The organism is Microcoleus vaginatus PCC 9802, from assembly GCA_022701275.1.
In the GTDB taxonomy this organism is placed as follows: Bacteria; Cyanobacteriota; Cyanobacteriia; order Cyanobacteriales; family Microcoleaceae; genus Microcoleus; species Microcoleus vaginatus_A.
The window spans coordinates 3382566-3401476 of sequence record CP031740.1 but is presented as its reverse complement, the minus strand read 5'-3'; the positions used below and the strand labels follow the sequence as shown (position 1 = coordinate 3401476).

At 48.0% G+C, this 18911-nt stretch carries 7 protein-coding genes and 3 pseudogenes; 7 read left to right on the top strand and 3 right to left on the bottom strand.

Annotation, left to right across the window (positions count from 1 at the left end):
• Positions 1-101: 101 nt before the first annotated feature.
• Positions 102-947: a hypothetical protein gene (locus D0A34_13810; GenBank protein UNU19803.1), complete on the top strand. Its 846-nt coding sequence runs from the start codon at positions 102-104 to the stop codon at positions 945-947.
• 119 nt (positions 948-1066) lie between these two features.
• Here the strand turns inward: D0A34_13810 and D0A34_13805 are convergent, their stop codons facing one another.
• A complete protein-coding gene (locus D0A34_13805) occupies positions 1067-1636 on the bottom strand; it encodes a pseudouridine synthase (protein UNU19802.1) in 570 nt (189 codons plus the stop codon).
• Positions 1637-1968: 332 nt separating this feature from the next.
• On the opposite strand from D0A34_13805, the gene D0A34_13800 reads away from it, so the two are divergent.
• The gene (locus D0A34_13800) at positions 1969-3081 is read left to right on the top strand and encodes a UDP-N-acetylglucosamine 2-epimerase (non-hydrolyzing) (protein UNU19801.1); all 1113 of its coding nucleotides are present in this window, start codon (positions 1969-1971) and stop codon (positions 3079-3081) included.
• Between the two features lie 109 nt (positions 3082-3190).
• Here D0A34_13800 and D0A34_13795 read toward each other — a convergent pair.
• Positions 3191-4167, bottom strand: a pseudogene (locus tag D0A34_13795) (hypothetical protein).
• Positions 4168-4568: 401 nt separating this feature from the next.
• Between D0A34_13795 and D0A34_13790 the strand changes: the two are divergent.
• From D0A34_13790 to D0A34_13780, 3 genes and pseudogenes are all read left to right on the top strand, one after another.
• Positions 4569-5067 (top strand): annotated as a pseudogene (locus D0A34_13790) (DNA-binding response regulator).
• 213 nt (positions 5068-5280) lie between these two features.
• On the top strand, positions 5281-9711 hold the full coding sequence (locus D0A34_13785) for a tandem-95 repeat protein (protein UNU19800.1): 4431 nt from the start codon (positions 5281-5283) through the stop codon (positions 9709-9711).
• Between the two features lie 437 nt (positions 9712-10148).
• Positions 10149-14699, top strand: a complete 4551-nt coding sequence (locus D0A34_13780) for a sodium:calcium exchanger (protein ID UNU19799.1) — start codon at positions 10149-10151, stop codon at positions 14697-14699.
• A gap of 538 nt (positions 14700-15237) precedes the next feature.
• Here D0A34_13780 and D0A34_13775 read toward each other — a convergent pair.
• Positions 15238-16854 carry a Ppx/GppA family phosphatase gene (locus D0A34_13775; GenBank protein ID UNU19798.1) on the bottom strand — a complete coding sequence of 539 codons (1617 nt, stop codon included), beginning with the start codon at positions 16852-16854 and terminating at the stop codon, positions 15238-15240.
• A 213-nt stretch (positions 16855-17067) separates the two neighbouring features.
• On the opposite strand from D0A34_13775, the pseudogene D0A34_13770 reads away from it, so the two are divergent.
• A pseudogene (locus D0A34_13770) lies at positions 17068-17953 on the top strand (4-hydroxybenzoate octaprenyltransferase).
• Between the two features lie 460 nt (positions 17954-18413).
• Positions 18414-18911 (top strand): TIGR00725 family protein, encoded by a 498-nt coding sequence (locus D0A34_13765; protein UNU19797.1) that lies wholly within the window; start codon positions 18414-18416, stop codon positions 18909-18911.

Here is an 18911-nt window from a genome sequence, read left to right as displayed (position 1 = left end):
CACCATCCCTGTGGACAGTTTAACGAGATTCATAGTCGATCGCCAACCAATTATTACTCTCTTTCAATAAACTTAATTTAAAACTTGGATTTAAAAGTGCCATGGAAACTAAAATCGAACAATTTTCGCGTAAGTGGTTGAGCCTGCTCGTTAATGGAGCTATCGGTCTAGCAGCGCTGGCGGGCGTCGTCGCCATGCAGTCGAGCGGGCAGTTGGGCGGAATGTCCCCAGTTCGCGTTCCGGGGCAAAAGCCAGTCTCTGCAATCTCTGCTGCCAGTTTCAAGCAAGCCGCACAGCAAGAAGCGCAGCAAGAAGCCCTGCGACTGAAAATGCTCAAAGCTGTCCCTGGTTTTGGGTTTGACAATTTAATTGCAGATTGGACATTTCTCAAATTTTTGCAGTATTTTGGCGACGACGAAGCCCGAGATGTGACGGGCTACAATCTGAGCCAAGATTATTTTGACATAGTTACGCAGCGCGACCCGCGGTGGGCGGACATCTACCTGTTTCTTTCCACAGCTATTTCTTTTTATCAAGGAAAGCCTGAAACCGCTGTTAGCTTTATAGAGCGCGGTACTAGGGCCCTTGCCGTTTCGCCGCAAATTCATTCCCAATCCTGGATAGTGTGGCGAACTAAAGGTCTTGATGAGTTGCTGCTGTTGGGGGATATTCCCGACTCAATTCGCTCCCACGAAATGGCCGCTGAGTGGGTGCAAGGAAGCCCGGAAGGGTCGAATTTGGCGCCGGTGTTTCTAGCAACTGCTGAGTATTTGCGCCGAGATCCCGATAGCGTGCCGGTGCGGTTTACTGCTTGGAGTACGGTTTATGCTCAAACAACTGATAAGTTGGTGCGTCAAAGGGCGAAACAAGCTCTTGTCAAGTTGGGAGCTCAGGTGCAAAAAGATAAGGATGGAAACGAGAGTTTTATTTTGCCACCTCGAAAGTAAGTAGAAGGAAGAAGGAAAAAGAAAGAAGGGAAATGGAGCCACAGTAATAGTTTTAGCTATCAAGAATGTCCTAACCGTCTAGACTGTTGACTGTAATTCCCCTATCTAAAATCTAAAATCTAAAATCTAAAATCAGCTTGAGTTAGTTCGCGCCATTCACCGGGTTTGAGGCCTTCCAGACGCAAATGCCCGATCGCACATCTGACTAGCCGCAGCGTCGGAAACCCTACTGCTGCGGTCATCCGGCGCACTTGGCGGTTGCGGCCTTCTGTGAGAGTCATTTCCAGCCAAGCTGTGGGCACGTTTTTGCGAAATCTAATCGGCGGTTCGCGGGGTGGCAAAGGGGGTTCTTCTAACAATAATTGCACTTTTGCCGATCGAGTCCGATAATCTTGAATTGTGACACCTGTCTGCAAAGCTGCGATCGCACTTGCATCGGGAATTCGTTCAACTTGCACCCAGTAAGTGCGGGGATGAGCGAATTTCGGGTCACTGAGGCGGTGCTGCATTTGTCCGTCATCGGTTAACAGCAACAAACCTTCACTATCGCGATCGAGCCTTCCTACAGCATAAATGTTGGGAATAGGAATATAGTCTTTGAGAGTGCTGCGTTTAGTTTCGCTGGAGTTGTCAGTGAATTGAGTTAAAACGTCGTAGGGTTTATAAAATAGAATGTAACGATAGGGCATGAGCAATTAACAATTAAAAATGTACGGGCTGGTTTTAATATTAAGTAAGTTGGTATAAACTCATATTTTGCACCCTTCTCAATAATTATTTCTGGGCGGGCTAGGAACCCAACCCCTACTCCCCACAAGATAATTTATATGTTGTTGTGGAACAGGGTCGAAAGCCTGTTAAGCGAGAATGGTGCAAGATGTCAGTATAAACTAACATCCTGCACTAATGTCAATAATCCTGTAAGGGGCGGGTTTCACCAACAAGAATTGCCTAAAACCGACAATCTGGAAAAGCGTCCCTACCCAACGGCAATATGAATAAACTTACACCTAATTTTACCATGCCCGAAGCCACTCACCGCGTTTGCATCGTCTTAGGAACTCGCCCAGAAGCGATTAAACTAGCGCCAGTAATTCAACTCTTCAAAAGTTCGCCAACCTTTGACACCCAAGTAATTTTAACCGGTCAGCACCGAGAAATGGTCGAGCAAGTAATGCGAATGTTTGATCTAAAAGCCGATCGGGATTTAGCAATTATGCAGCACCAGCAAACCTTGACAGATATTACATCCCGGAGTTTGCAGGGTTTGGAAGCCTTGTTTAAAGAATTGCAGCCCCAAATCGTCTTAGTTCAGGGCGATACAACCACTGCGTTTGCCGCTACTTTGGCTGCATTTTACCAGAAAATACCCGTAGGTCACGTAGAAGCCGGATTGCGAACAGACGATGTGTTCAATCCTTACCCGGAAGAGGCTAACCGACGGTTGATTTCTCAGCTCACACGGCTGCATTTTGCCCCGACAGCGCTTGCCCAAGAGAATTTAGGGCGATCGGGCGTTTTGGGAGAAATTCACCGTACAGGCAACACAGTAATCGATGCTTTGCTTTCTGTCGCCCAACGCGAACCAGAATGCAACATTCCCAATTTAGATTGGAGCAAATATCGCACTATCTTAGCAACAGTTCACCGCCGCGAAAACTGGGGCGAACCCTTACAAGGAATTGCTCACGCATTTCTTCAAATCTTAGATAAATTTCCCGATACAGCTTTACTGCTACCCCTGCACCGAAATCCCACTGTTCGACAACCTTTGCAAGCTCTTTTGGGCGACCACCCACGAGTATTTTTAACTGAACCTTTAGATTACGCAGAATTAGTAGGAGCGATTCAGAGATGTCATTTAATTCTTACAGATTCCGGTGGCTTGCAAGAAGAAGCACCTAGTTTGGGTAAACCAGTTTTAGTATTACGAGAAACCACAGAAAGACCAGAAGCAATTTCTGCTGGTACTGCTAAACTTGTGGGTACTAATTCTGATACAATTTTCACAGCAGCAGCAGAACTGCTCAGCAATTCCGAAGCATACAACGCAATGGCAATGGCAATTAATCCCTTTGGTGACGGTTTGGCAGCCTCGCGGATTTTGAAAATTGTTGAAGAGTATTTTAGTTAGCTACCCCTTGGCGAGTGGGGCAGTTGAAACCGCAACTCCACAAACGAAGTCCCCGCACAGGGGGACTAATTCCTGTTAAAAAAACTCGCTTTCTGCCTCCATCCCCGAATTACCAATCCCCACCGCCACCCCCACTAATGCTGTAGTCGCTACTGCTAATGCTGTAGTCGCTACTGCTACTCCTGCTAATACTGTAGTCGCTGCTATTAGTGCTGTAGTAGCCACCGCAATCATCGCTGTTACGGTTACTGCTGTAGTCGTTACTGGTACTGTAATCGATGCTGTTAATGCTGTAGTCGCCAGCCCCACCGCAATAGTTGTGACTGTTACTGCTGTAATTCGGACGGTTAGTGCTGTAATTGCAATTGTTACTGCTGTAATTGCGCCGATAACGGCGGTGGGAGGGGGAAGGAGATTTCCCAGAAAATAAGCTGCGAAATATCTTGAAGATAATGAAGCAAGGTATAAATGCTATGAATGCTATGAATAACAACCCAAGTAAGCCATAGATTAGATTCGATGAATCTTCACCTGTGGATGTACTATTACTAATAACTGGCGATTGACTAGGTATTGGTGACGGTTTCAGCCCTTGAGATGGTACGATTGGAGCCAAAGGCAGTGTGGTTTGAGATTGAGCATTTACCGTCGGAGTTTGTAAAACATTTACTAACGCCTTTGTCCCGGCTAATGTGCCCCCGTCCAAGTCCTGCTGTTTAAATCGGGGCGTAATTTCGGTTTCAATAATGCCTACTGCTCTAGCATCCGGCACAATGCTTTGAATGCTCGAACCTGTTTCAATTTGAACGCGGCGTTCCCCGAAAAAATTAATAATAACACTCCGTTATTTTTACCTTTTTTGCCAAGCCCTCACAAGTTAAATAATTCTGTAGCAAATGCTTTTGGTGTCGCCGATGGCTTAGTATCAGGCACTGTCACAACAGCGATTTCTGAGTCGTTTTTTGCCTCTAAATCCGAAATCATTTGATTTAGCTGAGTTTCGGTCTTGTCGCTGAGAATCTTTGCATTGTCCGTTACCCAAGTGTTATTTACTTGACGCGGATTCGGTACTTCTTGTACTGTTATAGCTTGGCTCGTTAGGGGAAATGCCATTGCCTAAAAGCACAGCAAACTGCTCCAGATTATTTGTTTGTTGCTAAATTGTAACTGCATCGCTTCAGCAGTCTCCTGAATAGCTGCTAATCTGAAATTGACATCTATCTGTCGGCCTAATTACAATTAAATAACTAGAGCACTGTCATCTCAATTCATATTATTCAGACGTTGAATTCATAAAAATCATAATTTTAGATACCCCCTAAGCACTTTACATTTACAGTTACAATGATGAACTTTCATTTAAACTCTCTATTAGACTTGCCTGCAGTAAATGTGAAAAATTGTACTCCACTTAAGATAAAAATTTTATTCTACCTCAGTATTCGAGTGTTAAAAATAGTTCGTCATTACTGTGATAATTATCCGGAATACCTCGATACAAATCGACCTATATTAGCCATAAACTTGTCTGTTTTTGGTGGTTATGTGTATTTACAACTACCCAAAAATCGTTAATAATTCAAAGGTTGATTTCACCGGGAGTTCAGGGATATTGCCTCAAGGCAATTGCGGCGGAAACTGTGGTGTTGGCAATTCGATCGATAGCAGCGCGTGGTTGGTGGTGGTATAAGGCAGCAACTGCGGAAATTCAGGCGGTTTTTACTAATCCTGAAGCTGTGAAATTTGGGTCAAAATCAGAAGTTTTGGAAAATCCGCTGACGAAACGATAACATAAAATCTTGGCTTTATTTGCGGAGGAAAAGCAATCAGGAAATTGCACAAATATTGTACATTCCTCCGGGTACGGTGCAGGTTCATGTGCACGCGATTTTGCAAAAGTTAGAAGTGCGCGATCGCACTCAAGCTGCTGTACTCGCAATTGAGAAAGGATGGGTTGCTGAAGAACTTTTGGTGATCGAACCTTGACCAGGGCGGGTTTTGTACCGGAATTGTCGGTTTTTTAAAGGAATTATTGGCTTAACCCGCCCCTATCAAGATGCCTCTGTGGCAGGCAGGTTCACGGAAAATTAGTATCATTCGTCTTGATTTTTAATTTTACTGATGACATTTAATCTTTAAATTTGCTAAGCTCCCGCATATGCCTTAATTTTCCTACCGTCATCTAACCAAAGGTGTATTATGCCAAATTTTATCAGTTCAGTATTTAGTTCGATCGCCTTTCTCGACTCTGCCCTTCCCGATCGCCAAACTCTCCGCAACGGCATCGCAGCGGGGACAGAAGTTATTACCCTCGATGCGGCGCGGGATGGAGTAGAACAAATCACGGCAGCGCTAGCGAGTCGCAGCAATATTAAAAGCATTCATATCATCTCCCACGGCCGCCCCGCGAGTTTGCAGCTAGGGGCGATCCATCTAAACTTCACAAATTTAAAAACTTATGCTAAAGACTTGCAGCGTTGGTCGCGTTCGCTGGCAGACAGTGGAGAGATTTTGCTTTATGGGTGTGATGTAGCGGCGGGGGAGAAGGGCGCTAACTTTGTGCAGCAACTGAGTCAGCTAACCAAGGCAAAAATTGCTGCTTCTAGATCGCCGATCGGCAGTCGCCGTTTAGGCGGAAACTGGCTGCTAGATTATACAACGGGAGCGATTGTGGCTGGGCTGGCGATCGACCCAGCCACAAGAGCCGCCTATCAATTTGCCTTCGGCGTCACCCTCTACGACGGTACAAGTAACTTTCCAGCCGGCTCGCCCCCCGGTATCGGGGCATCAGGCGCTACTCAATTAGGTTACGCACAGTTACCTCTACCTTTCCCATTCGGTTCTGGTTCCCTTGCCCCTGGTGCGTTCTCGCCAAACACGGGCATTAATACTGCTAGGGTTACCAACGCGAATAACAATAACACTACAGGCTATGCAGGCTACACCAACTACAAATACACTCCTCCAAGTCCGCCAGCGACGCCAGAAACATTTACTCCAATCAGCCCAACTTTCCCGGCCCTCAACCGCACCAACGGTTACAGCGTTTCTTTTCGAGTTGCAGTTACGGCGGAAACCAGCAATAGTGACGCTTGGGCAGGTTTCAGCATCATCGCCATTAGCAGCGACGCTCAAAATGGCATTGAACTGGGTTTCACCAACGGCAACCTCGGCGCCAACGGAGGCATTTTTGCTCAAAACGGTGGTGCATCCCCAACTCTGTTTACTCGCGGGGAAAATGCACCTTTTAACATCAGCAATGCTACCGACTACAAACTGGTGGTTCAAGGCAGCACTTACAGCCTGTTTGCTGGAGGCGCAGCAATACCAGGCCTGACAAATCAACCGCTACGCAACTACACGGCTTTTGATGAAAAAGCCAGTCAGCCGCCTTTACCCTACGATCCCTACAGCCAGGCAAACTTCCTATTTTTCGGCGACAACACGGATCAAGCAAGCGCGAGTTTTACTCTCGGCCCCATCTCGGTTAATAACTTCCCGGTGGCGGTCAATGACAACTACAGCGTCTTGCACGACAAAGTTCTCAGCGTTCCCGTGCGCGGAGTGTTAGAAAACGACACCGACCCAGATTTGGACCCGCTGAGTGCCGCCTTAGTTACAGGCCCGACTAACGGTACGATCGCATTCAACAAAAGTGGCGACTTCACTTATACTCCCAAAGTCGGCTTTTCCGGCATAGATACCTTCACCTACAGCGTTAGCGACGGCGCTGCAACTCTCCCCGCCACGGTGAATATCAACGTTACTAACTTTCCCCCGATCGTACAAGCTGACAACTACAGCGTCTTGCACGACAAAGTTCTCAGCGTTGCCGTGCGCGGAGTGTTAGAAAACGACACCGACCCAGATTTGGACACGCTCAGTGCAGCCTTAGTTACAGGCCCGACTAACGGTACGATCGCATTCAACAAAAGTGGCGACTTCACTTATACCCCCAAAGCCGGCTTTTCCGGCATAGATACCTTCACCTACAGCGTTAGCGACGGCGCTGCAACTCTCCCCGCCACGGTGAATATCAACGTTACTAACTATCTGCCAACCGCAAATCCTGACACCTACAGCACCAGTGCGGGAAAAGCCCTCAGCATTGCCGTGCCCGGAGTGTTAGAAAACGACACCGACCCAGATTTGGACACGCTGACTGCTGCATTGGCAGCCAACCCGACTCAAGGGTCGATCGCCCTCAACAAAGACGGTTCTTTCACTTATACTCCTAACGCCGGCTTTTCTGGAACAGACACCTTTACCTACACAGTCAGCGACGGAATAGTTAGCTCTGAACCGGCTACCGTGACTGTCAGCGTCAACAATAACCCCCCTGTGGCGAATTCTGACAGCTATACTACTGCTTTTAATACTCCCCTCAATGTGACGGGTTTGGGAGTCTTAATCAACGATACAGACCGGGAAAATGACCCGCTGACTGCGATTTTGGTGGCAAATCCGACTCAAGGGTCGATCGCCCTCAACGCTAACGGTTCTTTCAGTTACACTCCGAATGCTGGTTTTGCAGGGACAGACTCTTTTACCTACAAAGCTAATGACGGGAAAGCTGATTCTGCGATCGTCACGGCAAGCATTATTGTAAATAACCCTCCAACTCCGACGCCCAGGGAAACTCCAAGTCCGACTCCCACGGGAACTCCGACGCCGACTCCCACGGAAACTCCGACTCCGACTCCAACTCCGACGCCCACGGAAACTCCGACGCCGACTCCCACGGGAACTCCGACTCCGACTCCCACGGGAACTCCGACGCCGACTCCCACGGAAACTCCGACGCCGACTCCCACGGAAACTCCGACGCCGACGCCCACGGAAACTCCGACGCCGACTCCCACGGAAACTCCGACGCCGACTCCCACGGAAACTCCGACGCCGACGCCCACGGAAACTCCGACGGCGACTCCCACGGGAACTCCGACGCCGACTCCCACGGGAACTCCGACGCCGACTCCCACGGAAACTCCGACGCCGACTCCCACGGAAACTCCGACGCCGACTCCCACGGAAACTCCGACGCCGACTCCCACGGAAACTCCGACGCCGACGCCCACGGAAACTCCGACGCCGACGCCCACGGAAACTCCAACTCCGACTCCCACGGAAACTCCGACGCCGACGCCCACGGAAACTCCGACTCCAACGGAAACTCCAACTCCGACTCCGACGCCGACTCCAACTCCCACGGAAACTCCAACGCCGACTCCCACGGGAACTCCGACTCCCACGGAAACTCCGACTCCCACGGAAACTCCGACTCCGACACCGACTCCTGCAGGAACTCCGACTCCCACGGAAACTCCGACGCCGACGCCCACGGCAACTCCAACTCCGACTCCTACGGAAACTCCGACGCCGACTCCCACAGAAACTCCGACTCCCACGGGAACTCCGACTCCTGCGGGAACTCCGACTCCCACGGAAACTCCAACTCCGACGGGAACTCCAACTCCGACGGGAACTCCAACTCCGACAGGAACTCCGACTCCTGCGGGAACTCCTGTTGACTCTGACAGGGTTGGCGGCGGCGATGCCGATTGCATTTGCCAACAGATTACCCTACCCGCGATCGGTTCGATTCCGGGCCCGAATTCTGTCGATCGCACTTTCAATGGCACTGACGGCAGCGACTTCCTCACCGGCAGCAATCTCAACGACGTTATCAGCGGTTTCAACGGCGACGACATTCTGCTGGGCGAACAAGGCAACGACAATATTTACGGAGGACGGCCCAGCAATATCCCCCTTGGCCCGGATACAGACAATGACGTGCTGTTTGGCGGCAATGGCAATGACTACCTCAACGGCGATGCGGGCAACGATCTCATTTTCGGGGGTAAGGGCGATGATGTGGCGATCGGCGGCAAAGACGATGACTTGATTTGGGGCGACAAAGGCAATGACACTCTGGTTGGGGATCAGGGTAACGACAGCTTGTTTGGAGGCAGTTTTGACCCGTCTAGCCCTGACTCGAATGGACGCGATTTGCTGTTTGGCGGTGCTGGCAACGACTTCTTGAATGGGGGAGATGCTGCGGACACTCTAAGCGGCGGCGAGGGCAATGATACTGTTTACGGCGGCAAGGGCAATGACGTTGTGGTGGGGGGTACGGGCAACGATCTGCTGTTGGGCGATCGCGGCAGTGATAGCATTTGTGGTGGCGACGGGGACGATACTATTTTAGGAGACAGTGCGATCGACTTTAACGCCGATCCAGATTCCCTGTGCGGTGGTGCAGGCAATGATTTGATGTTTGGCAACGGCGGTAGTGACAAGCTATGCGGCGAGGAGGGCAACGATACTCTCTACGGCGGTAAAGGCGACGATTGTCTGATAGGGGGTTTGGGTAATGATATTCTCAGCGGCGGCATTGGGCGCGATCGCTTTGTTTTAACAGCAGGTTCCGGCCCCGATCAAATTACTGATTTCACAAAAGGTGAAGATTTGTTGGTGTTAGGGGGCGGTCTAACTTTTGCTCAACTTAGTATTACCCAAAACGCTAATGCAGCTTTCATCAGGATTGGTGAGAACGGTCAACTGTTGGCTGCTTTGAATGGAGTGCAAGCTAGTGCGCTCGGTGTGAATGATTTTACCATCTTCGGGTAAGCAGAAATTAGTTAACTAAGGTAGGTACTCCGCACCTTAGTTAATTATGTAGAGAGGGAAACGCCCTGCTTACCGCTATTAGTAGTGTGTCCAATCATATCGTTTCCGGTTGCATGGGTATTGTTCCAATGTCCAAACAGTCACTTGTCCCGAAAGCATAATTTTAGCCAACAGTCAACAATCATCTCGCTCGTGCAACCGGAATTGATATCAAATCACTTTTTGTGTCTAGGAGTGCGATCGACAATAATCCAAGCTTTTGCTTGACACTACTCAGAACTCCAGATATTATTTTAGTAATAAAAATGACTTAAACAAGCCACTGTACGGACAAACTACTGACAGTGTATTTACGTAAGTAACAATTTTTTTACATTAAAAAAATTGACATTAGTTGATAGCTAATACATAATCATCTCAAATTTCGGTGCATCTAGATGGGACAGATAATTATTAACGAATTCCGGCGCGCTACGGGAAACATTACAGGCAACGAGTATGTAGAGTTACTGCTCACAGAAGATGTAAGTGCAACTCAGCTTCAGAGCTATTTTGTAGGCGACTCAACTGAGCCAACAGCAGCTAAATATTCAGCTTATCGATTTACTAATATGGCAAGTATTGCTCCTGTGTTTAAAGCAGGAACAATACTTACGATCGGCGGTTCGCCTGTTAATCAAGAGATTGCCTACAACCCCATACCGTCGGGAACAAATAACGATTGGAACATTAGATTGAGTCCCCAAGGTGGATTTTTGACAAAGCTGCTCCCAGTCGGAAATTTTCATGGGGATTTCGCGGCTTCAGATGTTGTTTATGTTGATAATGCTAGCACTACAACTACCGATACAGTAGATTCGATCGCCTGGAGGACATCGGGAACCCACGGAGCATTCGGCAGTGCAGCTAAGGTGCAAATTATAGCACCAAGCAACGGGGGTATTGTCGAGTTTTCCAGCGCTCTTGGCGGCGTGAACAAAACTGCTAATTATGCTGTAGATAATCCTGGTTCCTTGGGTTTGCCCAACGGCGGAATTAACACTATTTATATTAACAGCCTCCGCAACCCGCAGGTTAACAGCGCTCCAACTTTGGCAAATTCTAATTTTAATACTCTGCTCCCAATTAATGAAGACATAGCCAACGCAGCTAACACAGGCTTTAGTATTTTTAACATCACTAGCGAGTTAGGCGGTGACGCTAATGGCGATCCTTTGGGTGTCGCAGTCACCGATGCAGACAATACTAATGGTAACTGGCAATTTTCAACTAACGGCAATACTTGGACAAATGTTGGTGCAGTGTCGGAAAGTTCCGCAACAGTGCTCGGTCCGACTCCTCTTTATAATGGCTTACTTGGTAACACTCCTAGTTCTCAAAAATGGCTGTCTTTGACGAACTTAAATCAGACCGATCCTACCGCTACTGCTTCAGAAATATTTAGCGGTAATGGAGTTAATTTAAACAGCACTGCTGCCAATAGCATTTATGCTGGCTATACAAATAATTCTTTAAATCCGTCATTTCCCCCGCTCGATCGCACTACAGGCTTTAGCTTGTCTTTTAATCTACAAATTATCTCGGAATCCCGTAATAATCAAAATCAAGCTGGTTTTAGCATTGTTGCCGTTACTAGCGATCGCAAAGCCATTGAAATCGGTTTTCAGCAGCTATCTGCAACTTCTGGCAATATCTTTGCACAAGGCGACGGCATTACTCCCAACCCAGGCGCACAAACCAAGGGCTTATTTGTTGCAGCAGAGAATGTTGCTTATAACACCAATATTGCTACTAACTACACTCTCAGAGTTCAAGGTGACAATTACTTTCTTTCCAATGGCAGCGATGTCATACTGACCGGCCCACTGCGCGATTATTCAGGATATAGTGACCAGACCGATCCTTACGAAACTCCTAATTTTCTATTCCTCGGTGACGGCACTACCTCAGCCCAAGCTAACATCAACCTGACGCGGGTTTCCCTGCAAACGCCTGCGAAAGTTCGCTTTGTACCCAACCCAGACTATTACAGTACCCCTGGAAGCGAACCAACAATTACTTTTCGGGCGTGGGATGGAAGTAACGGAGTGGGTAACGGTACTGCGGGCGTCAATGCTTCAGTTACTGGTGGAACAACGCCGTTTAGCACTAATAGTTTAACAAGTTCGATCGCAGTTAATCCCGTCAACGATGCACCTTCGTTTGTCAAAGGAGTCGATCGCACTCTCAGCAGCAATTCGGGGCCACAAACCATCCCCGGATGGGCGACTGCCATTTCTCCAGGCCCGGCAAACGAATCGGGACAAACTGTGGCTTTTCAAGTGGTAGGGAATGATAATGCTGCTTTGTTTAGTGTACCACCGGCGATCGACTCGCTGGGGACGCTAACCTTTACACCGGTGCCGGGGGCGATCGGCAGTGCTAATATCACTCTCAACCTGAGAGATAATGGCGGTATAGATAACGAAGGGCTCGATACTTCTGACACCCAAGCGTTCATTATCAACCTCACCAATCCAGGCACATTTAACTTCAGTAACGCCACGTATAGCGTTAATGAAAACGGTCAATTTGCCACAATTACCGTTACTCGCACTGATGCTACTAATGTGGCTGCTGCTGTCAGTTACACTACAACTAATGGCACTACTAATGCTGGTAGTGACTATAACCCGACATCGGGAACATTAAATTTTGGCATTGGCGAAACTACTCAAACTTTCACGATTCCAATTCTTGATGATTCAGAAATAGAAGAGGATGAAACTGTTAATTTAACTCTGAACAATCCCACTAACGGAGCCGATTTAGGAGCGATTTATAGTGCTGTTTTGACTATTGTAGATACAACTCCGACTCCGACACCTGCGGAAACCCCAACTCCGACTCCGACGCCTGCGGAAACTCCAATTCCGACACCGACTCCGATACCGACTCCAACGCCTGCGGAAACTCCAATTCCGACACCGACTCCGACACCGACTCCAACGCCTGCAGAAACTCCAATTCCGACTCCGACGCTTGCGGAAATTCCAATTCCGACACCGACGCCAATTCCGACTCCGACACCTGCGGAAACCCCAATTCCGACACCGACGCCAATTCCGACTCCGACGCTTGCGGAAACTCCAATTCCGACACTGACTCCGACGCCTGCGGAAATTCCAACTCCGACGCCAACTCCGACACCTCCGGAAACTCCAATTCCGACACTGACTCCGACGCCTGCGGAAATTCCAACTCCGACGCCAATTCCGAGTCCAACGCCTGCGGAAATTCCGACTCCGACGCCAATTCCGACTCCGACTCCGACGCCTGCTGAAATTCCAACTCCGACACCAATTCCGACTCCGACGCCTGGGGAAACTCCAATTCCGACACTGACTCCAACGCCTGCGGATACTCCGACACCAATTCCGACTCCGACTCCGACGCCTGCTGAAATTCCAACTCCGACACCAATTCCGACTCCGACGCCTGCGGAAACTCCAATTCCGACACTGACTCCGACGCCTGCGGATACTCCGACACCAATTCCGACTCCGACTCCGACATCTGGAGAAACTCCAATTCCAACGGCTAAACCGTGGGAAACGCCGATCGCCAATCCGACTCCGACGCCTGCTGAAATTCCAACTCCGACACCAATTCCGACTCCGACGCCTGCGGAAACTCCAATTCCGACACTGACTCCGACGCCTGCGGATACTCCGACACCAATTCCGACTCCGACTCCGACATCTGGAGAAACTCCAATTCCAACGGCTAAACCGTGGGAAACGCCGATCGCCAATCAGAATGCGATCGCCGAAACCACCTCTCCATCAACCGAAACCCCGGAACCTGCGCTAATTCCTGCTGCTTCCGAAGACTGTATGTGTGATCGAATCACTTTACCCGATCGCACTTCCATTCCCGGCCCGAATATCCCTGAAAATGTCCTCAACGGTACTGACGGTAAAGATACTCTAACCGGCAGCGATATTAATGACATCATTAACGGTTTCAACGGCAGCGACTGGCTAAATGGCTTTCTCGGCAACGACAATATTTACGGTGGCCTTGCGAGCCCAGTTACTGTTGGCGCGGATGCAGACAGCGACACTATATTTGGCAACGAAAATAACGACTATCTCGTCGGCCACGCTGGGAATGACATTATTTATGCGGGTAAAGATCAGGATGTGGCGATCGCAGGCAAAGATAATGACGTAGTTTGGGGCGACACAGGCAACGATACCCTACTTGGCGATGAAGGTAATGACAGTTTAATTGGCGGCACTTCTGATGCGTCTGACGGTGACTTGACAGGAAAAGATTTGCTTTTTGGCAATAACGGCAACGACGTTTTGTACGGACAAGAAAGCGAAGATACTCTAAGCGGCGGCAAGGACAATGATACCTTACATGGCGGCAAAAATAAGGATATAATTTGCGGCAATTCTGGCAATGATTTGCTGTTTGGAGATTTGGGAAATGACAGCATCTGCGGCGGCGAAGGCGAGGATACGATTTTCGGAGATATTGACAATATCGCCACGGATGCTAGCAGTCAAAAAGATTATTTGTGTGGCGGTAGCGGCAATGATTTAATTTTTGGTAATCAAGATGCCGATCAATTGTGCGGCGGTGACGGTAGCGATACTCTCTACGGCGGTAAGGGTGATGATACTTTGATTGGGGGAATGGGCGACGACTGGTTGATGGGAGACTTCGGAAACGATACGCTGCAAGGAGGAAGCGGGCGCGATTACTTTTTCTTGGCTGCGGGAGAAGGCCGCGATGTAGTCGCTGATTTTACGCAAGGTGAAGATTTATTAATTTTGACGGGAGGGTTAACGGTCGATCGACTCAGCATAGCTGAAGAAAACACTACAACTTTTATCAAAATTGCCAACACAGATCAAATCTTAGCTACCATCAACGGCGTACCACCTAATCTCATCACTCAACAGGATTTTACAGTAATTGGGCGACCTGGTTTGTAGAGAAGACGGCGGTTGAAACCGCGTTTACACAAACTTTAGTCTGCGAAAAACATTCGGTTCGCCGAACCTCGTTCCGGGACTAAAGAATGAACGGCATATCAAAGCCGGAGTTGGTATTAGGTAAATAAAGGGCTAAAGTGCTTACTACAAACCGCAATACTTGTAGGAGCGCGTGTTACCAACAATCTTTTATTCATATCAATAGATAGAGGAAACGGCACTGCCGTGTCCCTACCTCGATTAATTGTAGGGACTCCGGCACTAGCGGTGTCCTAGCTGTGGGTAATATTAATTCCGATGCTACCGGATTTGATGTGAGAGACTACTTAAATCTTTCATGTAGCGTCAGCAAATAGTCATAATCGCTGGATTTATCCTCTATAAAATTAATCCATCCTGCCTTCGGAAGGGAGGGTAAAGCGCTCGGGAGGACTGTGGAGTCAAACACAATATTGGTACTAGACTTGGGGTTAAGTGGAAACTGTAGGGTACAGAGTACGCACCCTACAGCTTCTCGTTTCCCCGCTTGGCTTTGTATTTAAACCGGAACCAGAGTCGGTTCCAAAGTTGCCACTAATTTGAGATTGTACTCATCTTCAAAAGACGGCTTTTTATAATCCAAACTCCAGAGTTCCAGAGCGCAATCGTCTTCTGGATTGAGCGGTTGCAGCCGCAAGTGAAACTCTCGAACTTCCGGGCGGTATTCGCATTTAAAATCAGAAATTGCGCCAATCTGCCGCCTGTCCAAAGCCACAGCCAGCCGCAGAAAAGGATGCAATTTACTAACTATCTCCCGGTATTTTTTCGGAAGAATTAAAAAATTTTCGTGCTTTTTTTTGGGAGGATTTTTCCGGTGATAGCGAGCTAAGTTCGCAATTACTTCAATCTCAGTTTCAGTGTATCCTAATAACTCACCGTTGCGAATTAAATAGTAAGAATGCTTGTGGTGCGCCGAATGACTGACGTACAAACCGCTGTTATGCAGAATCGCGGCTGCCCACAGCAACTCCCGTTCTTCGGTTCCCCAATAGTGCAGGATTCCTTGAGTTTGGTCGAATAAATTGAGCGCAAATGCTGCGGTTCTTTCGCTTTGTTCTAAATTGACTTGATATTTGTCAGCCATGTGCAGAATGCTGCGCTGGCGGATTGAACCTTGATAGCGCAAGCGGTTTTCAATTAAACCGTGCGCCAGCATCCAGTCAACAATTACGCCTTCTCTCAGAGAGCGATCGCAAACAGTCAGCGATTCAATTCCTAATAGTGTCATAGCTTCCTGCAAAATCAAAGATCCTGCCAGAATAATTTCCGCCCGCTTGTCCGACATTCCCGGAATTGCCAGCCTTTCCGAGTAAGAAAGTTTGCGAAAGCGATTGACTAAATCGCGCAAATCTTTTAAAGTTAACTGATATCCGGCTAGGGGATTCGGCACTGTTCCCAACTTTTCGCGAGCGTTAATTGCAGCCAGAGTTTCGATGGTTCCAGCAGTGCCAATCAAGCGCAAAGGTTCGCCAGCATTGAATTGAGAGCGCAATTCGTCGATCGGTCTTTCCAGCGAAATCCGAATATAAGCTTGCAAATAAGCAAACTCCTCCCTACTAATCGGGTCAGTTTTGACAAATTGTCCTGTTAAGCGGACAGCACCAATTTTTGTACTGGTGAGACACCGAGGCTCAGAACTGTCTCCTAAAATCAACTCCGTAGAACCGCCCCCAATATCAATAATTACCTGCGACTGATTGTTAAACTCCATACCCGAAAGAACGCCGAGATAAATTCTCCGCGCTTCTTCCTGACCGGAAATTAAACTAACATTCAGGTCTAATTCTTCAGCAACTTGTTTGAGAAAATCCCGCCCGTTAGGAGCTTCCCGAACCGCACTCGTCGCAACAGCGATAATTTGTTCAGCATTGAAAGTTTTAGCAATATCTTGAAAACGGCGCAGAGTGGCGATCGCCCTTTCCATAACCTCGGACTTCAAGCACCCTGTCTTAACCTCACAATCGCCCAACCGAACCGTATCTTTTTCTCTAGCAATAATCGTAAACGCGGGCAATTTCGGATCGATCCGCGCCACCACCATGTGAAATGAGTTAGTACCCATATCAATAGCAGCAATAATGCGATTTGACTCCGCAGAAGCAAGTGAATTAACCATTGGAGTGTATCGGGGTTGACAGATATTTATGATTATTTCACGAATCCAGTGAGGCATGATATTAAATCAGCCAAAATCGGGAACGGCTGACTGGGCAAGACTTTAACCCTATGTTGAATTCCAGCCGAAGTGGGATATCCAGCAGAGATCGTAGGTGATTGTGCCTAAAATTTGATAAAATCTAGAGTTAAAAATATCAAATCTAGAATTGAAATGCTTAAAGAGCCCGATCGCCAACCCGAATCCACATTGCTAACCGTCGTAAGGCTTTTGAGATGGGACAAGCCAGCAGGAAGGCTCATTTTAATGATTCCAGCCCTCTGGGCCGTCTTTTTAGCAGCAGATGGGAGGCCGCCCGCAGCATTGGTGGGCGTGATTGTGTTGGGTACCTTAGCCACGAGTGCGGCTGGATGCGTCATCAACGACTTGTGGGATCGCGATATCGACCCCCGAAGTAGAAAGAACGCGATCGCGCCCCCTAGCATCCCGCGCCCTCACCGTGCAAACTGGAATCGGAGTTGCATTAATTTCCTTTGCTTGTGCGGCAATTCTCGCTTTTTATCTCAATCCTTTAAGCTTCTGGCTGTCTGTCGCCGCCGTACCAGTAATTATCTGCTATCCGCTGGCAAAAAGATTCTTTCCAGTGCCGCAATTAGTGCTATCAATTGCCTGGGGTTTTGCAGTTTTAATTAGTTGGAGTGCGGCCGTTAACCAATTAGAATTAGCGACTTGGCTGCTGTGGGGTGCAGTCGTGTTTTGGACGATGGGATTTGATACAGTTTATGCGATGAGCGATCGGGAAGACGATTTGCGTCTGGGGGTGAATTCCAGCGCGATATTTTTCGGGGATAATGCCGCTAATGCTGTGGGTTTATTCTTTGTTGGGACTGTCGGTTTGTTAGCAGCAATGGGGATTAATCTGCACTTGCACATTGGTTTTTGGATAGCAATTAGTGCGGCGGTGATTTTGTGGTTTTGGCAATATAGTCAACTGCGGAGCGCCGATATTCCGAAGCTTGTTTACGGTCAAATATTTCGCCAAAATGTTTGGGTGGGGTTTGTATTGTTAGCCGGGATGATTGTTGGGGAGATTTTTTAGTTTTTGGTAGGGCTTTTCCCGGAGGAAACGGGTATGAAACTCCAATGATTGAATTTTGAAAGAAGAGCTTCACATAGATTTAAGCCTGAAAGCCTGTGTCTCTCTGCTTTGTATCGGAGTCTCCAACCGCTGCACGATCGTGAAAAAGGGGGATGTGCGATCGCTTATTCCCCCTTTTTCTGGAGCATTATACATAAATATACTTAGTTGTCAATTCAATTCAATTAAAATTTTTACATAAATTAATGAGGGGCAGGCTTCTAAAAAGTGATATATTTTTTGGTCATACAAAATTCTCGTCAATTATACTAAATATTGCTCGATAAAAATAAATAAAAACCGATTGTGACATGTGAGGCTGCGGCATCTGGGTAAGAAAGATCGAGAGTCCTTTCTCACCCAGGTTCAGAAGGGTTCTCGATCTTTCAAGAAGGCGATATATTCAACCCTAAACTATGATATGAAAAGAATCATCATTGGCATTATGGGCCCGGGCGAGAGTGCCACATCAACCGACTTAGAAAACGCCTATCAACTCGGACAACTCATCGCCGGACTAGGATGGATATTGTTAACTGGCGGCAGAAATGTCGGCGTCATGGATGCGGCCAACAAAGGAGCAAAATCAGCTAACGGTTTAACAGTCGGCATCCTTCCGGGGAATGACACTCGCGACATCTCTGAAGCTGTAGATATTGCCATTGTCACCGATATGGGAAACGCCCGAAATAATATTAACATTCTTTCTTCACACGTAATAATTGCCTGCGGTATGGGCACGGGAACTGCTTCGGAAATAGCACTCGCTCTGAAAGCTAACAAACAAGTTATCTTGTTAAATGACAGCGCTGAAAGTCAACTTTTTTTTAAAGGTGTAGCACAATTTAACATCTTTGTGGTAAACAATGCTGTAGAGGCTATGAATCAAGCTCGCAAAATCCTAGCAAATCCAAGATGA

Coding starts and splice junctions, on each gene's coding strand:
- D0A34_13810 (UNU19803.1), top strand. CDS start 102: ATGGAAACTAAAATCGAACAATTTTCGCGTAAGTGGTTGAGCCTGCTC.
- D0A34_13805 (UNU19802.1), bottom strand. CDS start 1,636: ATGCCCTATCGTTACATTCTATTTTATAAACCCTACGACGTTTTAACT.
- D0A34_13800 (UNU19801.1), top strand. CDS start 1,969: ATGCCCGAAGCCACTCACCGCGTTTGCATCGTCTTAGGAACTCGCCCA.
- D0A34_13785 (UNU19800.1), top strand. CDS start 5,281: ATGCCAAATTTTATCAGTTCAGTATTTAGTTCGATCGCCTTTCTCGAC.
- D0A34_13780 (UNU19799.1), top strand. CDS start 10,149: ATGGGACAGATAATTATTAACGAATTCCGGCGCGCTACGGGAAACATT.
- D0A34_13775 (UNU19798.1), bottom strand. CDS start 16,854: ATGGTTAATTCACTTGCTTCTGCGGAGTCAAATCGCATTATTGCTGCT.
- D0A34_13765 (UNU19797.1), top strand. CDS start 18,414: ATGAAAAGAATCATCATTGGCATTATGGGCCCGGGCGAGAGTGCCACA.